The 8,189-nt window shown below is 70.7% G+C and carries 8 protein-coding genes; all 8 read right to left on the bottom strand.

Annotated features, from left to right (window positions below; translation table 11 throughout):
* Window positions 1-26 precede the first annotated feature (26 nt).
* The 8 genes from C1J00_RS33225 to C1J00_RS33185 all read right to left on the bottom strand — a co-directional run bounded on the left by C1J00_RS33225 (window position 27) and on the right by C1J00_RS33185 (window position 7,954).
* Window positions 27-809 (bottom strand): class I SAM-dependent methyltransferase, encoded by a 783-nt coding sequence (locus C1J00_RS33225; RefSeq protein WP_102912683.1) that lies wholly within the window; start codon window positions 807-809, stop codon window positions 27-29.
* The gene (locus C1J00_RS33220) at window positions 806-1,507 is read right to left on the bottom strand and encodes an HAD family hydrolase (RefSeq protein ID WP_245936599.1); all 702 of its coding nucleotides are present in this window, start codon (window positions 1,505-1,507) and stop codon (window positions 806-808) included. Before C1J00_RS33220 ends, C1J00_RS33225 begins: the two co-directional genes overlap by 4 nt.
* Window positions 1,504-1,953, bottom strand: coding sequence for a hypothetical protein (locus tag C1J00_RS33215; protein WP_102912682.1), 450 nt, complete (start codon window positions 1,951-1,953; stop codon window positions 1,504-1,506). The genes C1J00_RS33220 and C1J00_RS33215 overlap by 4 nt, the downstream gene beginning before the upstream one ends.
* On the bottom strand, window positions 1,953-3,002 hold the full coding sequence (locus tag C1J00_RS33210; RefSeq protein WP_102912681.1) for an enolase C-terminal domain-like protein: 1,050 nt from the start codon (window positions 3,000-3,002) through the stop codon (window positions 1,953-1,955). The genes C1J00_RS33215 and C1J00_RS33210 overlap by 1 nt, the downstream gene beginning before the upstream one ends.
* Window positions 2,989-4,137: a hypothetical protein gene (locus C1J00_RS33205; protein ID WP_245936598.1), complete on the bottom strand. Its 1,149-nt coding sequence runs from the start codon at window positions 4,135-4,137 to the stop codon at window positions 2,989-2,991. Before C1J00_RS33205 ends, C1J00_RS33210 begins: the two co-directional genes overlap by 14 nt.
* A 29-nt stretch (window positions 4,138-4,166) precedes the next feature.
* Entirely contained in the window at window positions 4,167-5,069 is a 903-nt protein-coding gene (locus C1J00_RS33200) for an NUDIX domain-containing protein (protein WP_245936597.1), read from the bottom strand.
* A 129-nt stretch (window positions 5,070-5,198) separates the two neighbouring features.
* Complete coding sequence (locus tag C1J00_RS47245; protein WP_245936596.1) at window positions 5,199-6,467, bottom strand: M15 family metallopeptidase; 1,269 nt, start codon at window positions 6,465-6,467, stop codon at window positions 5,199-5,201.
* Window positions 6,464-7,954 (bottom strand): NUDIX domain-containing protein, encoded by a 1,491-nt coding sequence (locus C1J00_RS33185; protein WP_102912679.1) that lies wholly within the window; start codon window positions 7,952-7,954, stop codon window positions 6,464-6,466. Before C1J00_RS33185 ends, C1J00_RS47245 begins: the two co-directional genes overlap by 4 nt.
* Window positions 7,955-8,189 lie beyond the last annotated feature (235 nt).

Below are 8,189 nucleotides of genomic sequence, written 5' to 3'. Positions count from 1 at the left end.
CCCCGGCGCGAAGGGGGAGGAGCGGGTCAGCCGCGCCGGCCGAGGACGATCTGGAAGGAGGCAGGCTCGATCAGGCCGCCGCCCGCGGCGGCGTGCTCGTCGAGCAGAGCCCGGGCGCGGCGCTCGAAGTCGTCGACCCGCTCGCCGAACAGCGGCCGGGCGGCGAAGGAGGTCGAGTACAGGTAGCCGATCACCGTCTCGGTGCTCCACTCCCGCTCGACGGCGACGGTGTGCTCCTCGACCTGGCCGAACGCGGACTCGGCGAGGATCTCGCGGTACGGCCGGTTGTGCGCCGCGTACTTCTTGCCCACCCCGGCCCGCCGCTCCGTGCCCAGGTACTCCTGAATCAGGGCGCGCAGGGCGTCGGTCCAGGCGGTGCGCGCGGTCCACAGGCTGCCGTCGCCCATGACCGCGACGGTCGCGTCCGGCGCGGTCATGTCCTCCAGACGCGACAGCACCACGTCCTGGTCCATCCAGTGAAAGGCGCGGCAGACCGTGACGAGGTCGGCCCGATAAGAGGTGAGTGGGGTGAACGTCTCGGCCGGAGCGTTGTGCAGGCGGACGGTGACCGGCAGCCCGGCGAGCGCCTTGTCGGCCTCGGCGAGCATGCCCGCGTCCTGCTCGACGACGTCGATCTCCGTCATCGCCCCGGCTAGGGCCAGGGGGACTTGCCCGGTGCCGGACCCGAGGTCGAGCAGGGCCCGGTGCTCCTTGCCGGCTACCCGCTGAGCGAGTAGCTCGATGGCTTCCTTCGGGATCCCGGGCCGGTAGGCGGCGTAGTACGGGGCGGTGGTGTCGAACTGGCTCACGGGGTAGAACTCCTGATCATTTGGGTTGACGGAAGGACGGTCTGCTCGATGTGCTCGACCGCACGGGTGAGGTCCGGTACGACCGTGACCCGGCCGGGGTACTTGGCCAGCAGCCGGAGTGCCTCGGACGACGGCGGGCGCGAGGTGATCCACAGGGCGTGGGCTCCGGCGGCGAGGGCCCCGCGTACGTCGTAGTCGAGGCTGTCGCCGACGTGCAGCACCTCCGCGGGGTCGCGGCCGTGCAGTCGAGCGACAGTCTCCACGGCGCGCGGGTCCGGCTTAGCGAACCCGAGTTGCCACGACGGGTGATGGGCCTGGAGGTGGGGGGCGAGGAGGGCTGCGACGTCGGTCTCCTGCTCGTCCCAGTGGCTCACGTTGGACAGGGTGACCACCGGCACGACCCGGGCGATCCGTGCCACCGCCTCCACCGCGCCGGGCCACAGGGCGAAGCCGGGCGGACAGTGGTCCTGGGGGAAGGCGGACGGCGCAATCCCCAGAGCGGCACACACCGTCTGCGGCGCTGGCGCATCGCTGCGCGGGTCCAGGACGTGCAGGATCTGCTGAGCGACCTTCTTAGCCTGCCGGGCCGGGAGCGGGGACAGCTCCACGAGGCGCTGCGTCAGCGTCGTCCCGGACGGCTCGCCCAGGGTGTATCCGACGTCGAGGCTTACCAGCCGCACCGGGGCCGCCGTGCTCACGAACGGCCCGTCAGAGCCGCGATGATCATGTCGATCCGTTCAGTGCGCACGGGACCAGGGCCAGCCTCGCCGAGGAAGGTCAGCAGTTGCCGGGCTTCGGCCGGCGACCAACTGCTGGTGTCAACACCCGCGTCGGCAGCGGCCTGGGCGAGGTCATCGGGGATCGTCGGCGGGCGCGCGCCGTGCGGTAACAGCAGCGTGCCGCTCCACCCCTCTCCGGCCTGCCCCTGCGGCAGGGCAGGGTCGAGGGGTGCAAGGACGGTGACGTCGTCGAACGTGAGGATCCGGACCGGGAGTTCGGGCAGGTGCACCGGCCGGTCGAGGCGAAGGGTCGTAGACAGGAAGGTGTCGTGTCCGCTCAGCCGCTCGTCCACGACGAGCAGGACCTTCTCCTCGCGCTGCTCCAGGCGGCCGTGGACCGCTAGCTCGCCCGTGTGCCTGGGCATTACCGGCGCACCTCCATCCCGAGACCGGGCCGGTCGGGGAGAGCGACGTGCCCGCCGTCCGGCCGGAGAGTGCCGCACAGTGCCTGCTGGCGGCGCGGCTCCCACACCACCTGGTACTCCACCGCGCCCGACACGTGCGGAAACGCGGCGGCCAGGTGCACGGCGGGCAGGAACGCCCGGCCGTGCAGGTGGACGGGCACCTTCGCGTCGTGTGCGGCGCGGAGCCAGCCCTGCGCCTCGGTGATCCCGCCGCACCACACCGCGTCGAACGTGAACGCCTCCGGCTGGCAGTGCTCCAGCAGGGCCCTGGCGTCCTCCGCATGGGACAGCCGCTCGCCGAATGCGACCCTCAGCCCCTCCGTCTGTCGGCGCAGCTGTCGGTACGCGGCCTGGTCGGTTCGCGGGAGCGGGTCCTCCACCCAGCGCACCGTCTCCGGAGTGAGGAGCGGTGCGACCTCCATGGTCCGCAGGTGCCCCCATGTGCCCAGGGCGTCCACCGCCACACTGTCCCCCGCCCACTTCGCCGCCCGTTCGGCCAGCAGCGCCATCTCGGAGGCTTCAGCGCCGCGCAGGGCCCACTTGGTGAAGGCGAAGCCCCCGTCGGCGGTGGCCTTGACGGACTCGGGGGCCGACGTGGAGGCCAGGTCCAGGGAGAGCCAGGAGGCGTAGACCGGCACTCGCGGTGCGGGCCGGTCGCTGAGCAGGGCCGCGACCGGGAGGTCGGCGAGTCGGCCGTGCAGGTCCCACACCGCGCAGTCCAGCGCCCCGACCGCCCAGCGCCCGAGCCCCGCCGCGTGCGGGCCGAGGCCGGCCAAGAGCCTGCGTAACAGACCCGTGTGGTCGGCCACGGGGTGCCGCAGAGCGCTCCGCCCAAGCCGGGTGGCGACGAGCGCGGCGGGTAGCTCGTCGACCGGGGCGAATACCCCGGTCACTCCGTCGGCCTCGACCACGATCGCGAACCGGCTGTCGCCAGCCTTCCACGGACCCGCCCCGCTCTCGTTGAGGCGCTCTACCCGCACCCGGTCGATGACCGCGTCAGCGGGGTCCATCGACGAGGTCCTCTCCCGCGTAGGTGAAGTACCACAGCGGCCGGTAGCACTCCCAGCCCACCGGCCGCAGCCCGGTCGGTGCCATGGCCCGCTCGATCGCCGTACGCGCCTGCAGGTAGTACTCCAGGCTCTCCGCGCCCGGCGTCCGCATCCCCTGCATCATCACCGTGTGCGCCTGGAAGACCTGGAAGTTCGGGAACGCGGTGACCTCGCCCGCCAGTGCGTTCACCCCGCGCACGAGGTCCTCCATCGGGTCCAGCCCGACGATGTACGTGTATGAGGTATCCAGCCCCGCCGCCCGCGCCCGCATCAGCAGGTCCGGCATCTGCTCCGGCCGAAGGTCGGCCTTGGTCGCCTTCATCAGTGCCTCCCGCCGGGTGAAGTGCTCGGCTGTCAGCCTGAGCACGAACGGTGACACCTTCGACGCGATGGTCTCGAATGCCTCGTCGCTGCGCAGCACGGAGGTGAGGAAGCCGATCCGAGCCTTGACGCCGGCCCGCTCCAGAGCGGGCCGCAGGGCGGTTAGGTGCGCGACGGCCGCCTCCTCCCGCTCGAAACAGCCGGTGGAGACGGTGACCTCGGTCAGCTCGGCCAGGCTGCGGCGGGGATGCTGCTCGCCGAGGGCGTGCAGTAGGGCGTCGAGCCCCTGGTCTTCCTGCATCCTCGGATCGGCGGCGGCCTCCAAGGTGTTGGGGCACCAGCCGCACCCGACGCACCGGCTGCGGGCGTTGGGGTTGAGGGTCGCGGCGCGGCCGTCGTTGCGGAAGTACCCTCCGACCGCCTCGTCGGCATCGATGCGCCCGACGTGCGCGACCACCTCGCCGTTCAGCGACAGCTCGTCGCTCCGGAGCCGGAAGGGGCTGGCCGGCTGGTTCAGCGGGACGATGATCTGCCAGGGGGCATCGGGGCGGCGCACGAGGCGAAGGTTGACCCGGGCCCGGTGACGGTCCTGGTCGGAGGTGATCCCGTACAGGTTGACGGCGATCAGCAGCACGTCCTCGACGGGGACTCCGTGGCGCAAGGCAGCCTGCTCCAGATGACGCAGGCGGTCGGTGCCGACGGCGCCGTCCGAGGATATCGACCGGCGCATGGAGAGATGCGGCATGGAGGACTCCAACTTGAGTTCGGCGGGCACGGTTGCCTCCTGGGTGGAGGTGCTGGGGATCAGGTGTGCGTGATCAGGTAGGTCGGGCCCTCGCCGCGCCGGGCTCGTTCGATGGCGTCGAGGCGGGCGAAGGCGCGCGGCGCCATCAGCTCCTGCCAGGTCGCGAGGTCGTGGACGGCCCACATGTCGTGCTCTGCGGGATCGAGTCGGATCCGGCCGAGCTGGTCGGCGGTCAGCTGGCCTCCGTCGAAGATGAGCCCCACCTTGTTCAGCGGCAGGCGCGGCCCGGCGTGCAGGAAGTGCGTCAGGAGCAGCTTCGGCGTTTCCAGACCGAGTTGGAGGCCCGTCTCCTCGACCGCCTCTCGCCGTGCTGTCTGCAGCGGGTCCTCGCCTCGGGCGTCCAAGTTGCCGCCCGGGAACTGCCAGAGTCTCGAGCCGTAGACCGAGCGGAGCTGGACCGGCCGGTCGTGTTCGTCGCGGATGTACAGGCAGCCGTACACCGTGTGGTGGGGGACGGTCTGCGCGTACTGCGTGGGCGTCATCGGCATGGGGCGGCCGGCCCGGGCAGGGCGGTGGTCGAATGCGAGGGCGAGCACGCCGAGGGCTTCCTTGGCCGGCGGGTAGATGCTGCGGAGGTTGGCGAGCAGCTCTCCGGGCGGCCCGTCCGGGTCGATGCGCACGGTGTCCTCCGAGCTGAGCAGATCCTCGAAGGAGTGGTACGGGGTGATCCGCTTAACGATGACGTCGAGTTCCCGCCCGGTGTCCCGGTCGTGGAAGACGACCGTGTCACCGACTGCGACGGCGCGCTTCTGCGGGGTGGCCACCCTCACTTCGATCGTCTTGCGGCCTGCTTCCACTTGGCGGTAGTACCGCCCGAGCAGGTGCATGTGGTGCTCTTGTGGTTCACCTCCGGTCGCCGGACTCGGGACGGCTGGGATCGCCTGCTGGGTGTCGTCAGGCACACGTGCCTCCGTTCGATGCGTTCCGTCCGTCGCGGTCTTGGGATCCCAACCGGGCCAGGGTCCGGTGGCCGCGCTCCTGTGTTTCGGATCGGCGTGGGTGGCGATGAAGTGGACGAGGATGCCAGCGCGCTACGGCAGTTCGATCGGTCCGTAGCGCGCGTGCGGCTCCTGCCGCATCAACGCGTCGTACCGGTCCGCTACCGAGAAGTGCCAGAACTCGGTTCGGTAGTTCGTAAAACCTGCGTTCTCCATGGCATTGAGCAGCAGCATGCGGTGGTGGCGCGCACGATCGCTGACGTTCGGGGCGTGAGTGAAGCAGGCACCGTCGCTCTCCTCGGGGGAGGCATTGACGCGGGTACCGAGGTCGAGTTCGTGACCGTCCTGGTCGGCGAGGGTTACGTCCACGGCCGCGCCCGCGGAGTGGGGCGCGATCTCCGGTGGTGATACGTACCGGCTGGCAGCCTGGTACAGCTGCTCAGCTGTCCAGCCGTGGTGAGCGGCGGCCAACTCGTCCCGGTACTCGGTGAAGTAGCGCTGCTGTAGAGCCAGCGGCCGATAACCCTCGATGAACAGCAGGTCGGTGCCAGCGGGCAGGAGCGAGCGGGCGTGCTCCAGCCGGGCTAGGACGCCCTCGCGGACGTGGGCGAACGCGCCCAGCGGATCTTGCTTGCGGGGATCGACGCGGAAGCTGTGGTCACGCACGTCGACGAGCGGCTCCCCGCACTCGCGCACCGGGATCGCGGCGACCTGCGGATCGGACATCAACACCAGACTGCTCATCGAGTCTCCCTGCGACGGCTTGCACTGCGGCGGCGGGGTTGGGGAGGCAGAGGCCAGGTCGGTTTCGCCCACGATTCGCGCGATGGTGTCCTGCAGCGTGCTGTCGGCCGGGATCACGGTCTCCAGACCGCCGGGCAGCAGATCCAGCTCGCGGTACCAGGAGGCGAGGTGGCTGTCGGTGACTTGCGCCAGGTACGCGGCATCCGCCTTCGACGCGTGTCGGACAAACGTCGATTCCAGCGGCACGTCCAGGTAGTAGCAGCAGGAGACGCCGCGGTGGTCCCGTACCAGAGACGTGATCATGTGGCTGTAGCGATCGGCGTACAGGATCCCCTCAAGCACCACGTGAAAGCCGGCGTTCAGTGCTTCGCGTGCGATCCTGCCCAGCAGGGCGATGTTGGCGCCGCGCGCGGTGTCGTGTTCCTTGAGCACGTTCCGGCGGATCACGTCCTGGCCCACGATCGCGATACCGCGGCCGTAGTGATCTCGCAGGCCCTGGGCCACGCTTGACTTGCCTGACGCCGAGTTGCCGCGGATCACCACCAGGCGGGTGTCCTCACGGCCGGCCGCAGTTGCAGTGGGCACACGACGGTGTGCGCCGCTCGGTGTGCCGGTCATGCGGGCCATCCCGTCTCGCTGTACAGGTCCCCGTTCTGGATCTTTGCGATGGCTTGGCGGGTGTAGGAAACGAGGTTGTCGGGCAGCGCGGCGGGGTCCCAGAACTTCCACTGGGTGCACTTGTCCGGCTCGCGCAGTTCCGGCTCGCCGCTCCAGGCGCGGGCGCGGAAGAACAGGCTCATGCGGGGCCGGTCCCCGGTCTTGTCGATGTGATGGACGACGTGGACGAGTTCGACGTCCTGGCGCTCGATGTGCAGGCCGGCTTCCTCCCGTGCCTCCCTGATCAGGCAGGTGATGGCGCTCTCCTGCTCGCAGTGGCCGGCCAGGACGTGCCAGGTGGACGGCGCGAACGCGGAGTCGGGGTGGCGCAGCCCGAGCAGCACCGTCCCGTCGGGCCGCTCCTGGTAGAGGTGGACGCCAATGACGTTGAGGACCGTGCCGTGCGGCGCAGCTGGGCGGCGCTCGTGCGATGAGAGCCCGCTCCGCGACGCAGTGCTGGGAGCGCTGGCCGGGCGGCTGGCGGCGTGGCGCCGTACGAGGTCGCTGGTGGTGTCTGCGATGCGCAGGCGGTGGAGGTCGTCGGGGGCGAACCAGGCCAGCATCACCCCCTCCGTCAGGCGGAGGTCGCGGGGGTCGCCGTTCCAGCGGCCGGCGTAGATGGCGATGGGCACGGTCGCGCCGACGTCGTCGGAGGCGTACTCAGTGCCGAACGGTGTCAGGTCGGCGATGTCGAGGCTGGCTTCCTCGGCCAGTTCGCGCCGCACGGTGTGTTCCAGGGTGGCGTCCTGGGGCTCTCGGCCGCCGCCAAGCAGGGACCACATGCCCGGCTCCCAGATCCGGCCGGGGAAGTAGTCGCGCAGGTGGAGCAGGTACTCGCCGCGGTCGTTGTAGATCAGGGCGGAGGCGTTGGCCCTCTCCGGTTCGGTCTCCGGCGTGAGCTTGAGCAGCTTCTCGCGCAGGGAGGGGGAGGTCACCCTGTCCACGGGCCGCCACTCGATGCCGCCGACCTCTTCTTCCTGCAGCACCACCGGCGCCTCGGCCGCGGTGTGCAGGCGGAAGAGGAACCGGAGGTCGAAGTGCTGGTGGCCGGGTTCGCCTTTGCCCGGGTGGGCCTCGATGTCGTGGATGTCGATGTCGAACGGCACAGTCTCGTAGCCGGGCCACGGTGCCACGGCCTGCGGCGGGATGCCGGTCTCCTCGTGCAGCTCCCGAAGCGCCGCCGCTGCCAGGGACTCATCCTCGGGCTCGGCGTGTCCACCGGGAGCGAGAACCTTCCCGCTCGCCAGGTGCAGCACGTGCAGGACACGGCCGAGCGGGTCGACAACGACCGCGCCGCAGGTGACGTGTCCGGTGAAGGTGGAGCGGCTGGCGATGTCAGTGGGACGGTCGAGGGCGGCCAGGAGTCCGCCGAGCTGGTCGCGCTCGTGAGGGTGGCGAGCGAGGTAGGTCTCGACGGTGGTGCGGATGTGGTCGTGCGACAACGGCATGGGGCTACCTCAGAGGGGCGTGGAGCGGGACGTGTTGAGGCGGGGTGCTCGTTCGGGTCAGGTCAGCCGCATCCCCTCCGCCGGGATCTCCTCGATGGCGGCGGGGCGAGCGGTGGGCAGGCCCCATCGCTCTCGTGCCGTATCCGCCGCGAGCTGGGCTTGCCGCGCGCCGGGCGGGCCCCAGCCCAGCAGGGCGGCTGTCTGTGCGGGGGTGGCGAGCAGGCGGGCGAAGGGG

This window comes from Streptomyces cahuitamycinicus (genome assembly GCF_002891435.1).
In the GTDB taxonomy this organism is placed as follows: Bacteria; Actinomycetota; Actinomycetes; order Streptomycetales; family Streptomycetaceae; genus Streptomyces; species Streptomyces cahuitamycinicus.
Note: the sequence above shows the minus strand (reverse complement) of the source record. Positions and strands in the feature narration are given on the sequence as shown.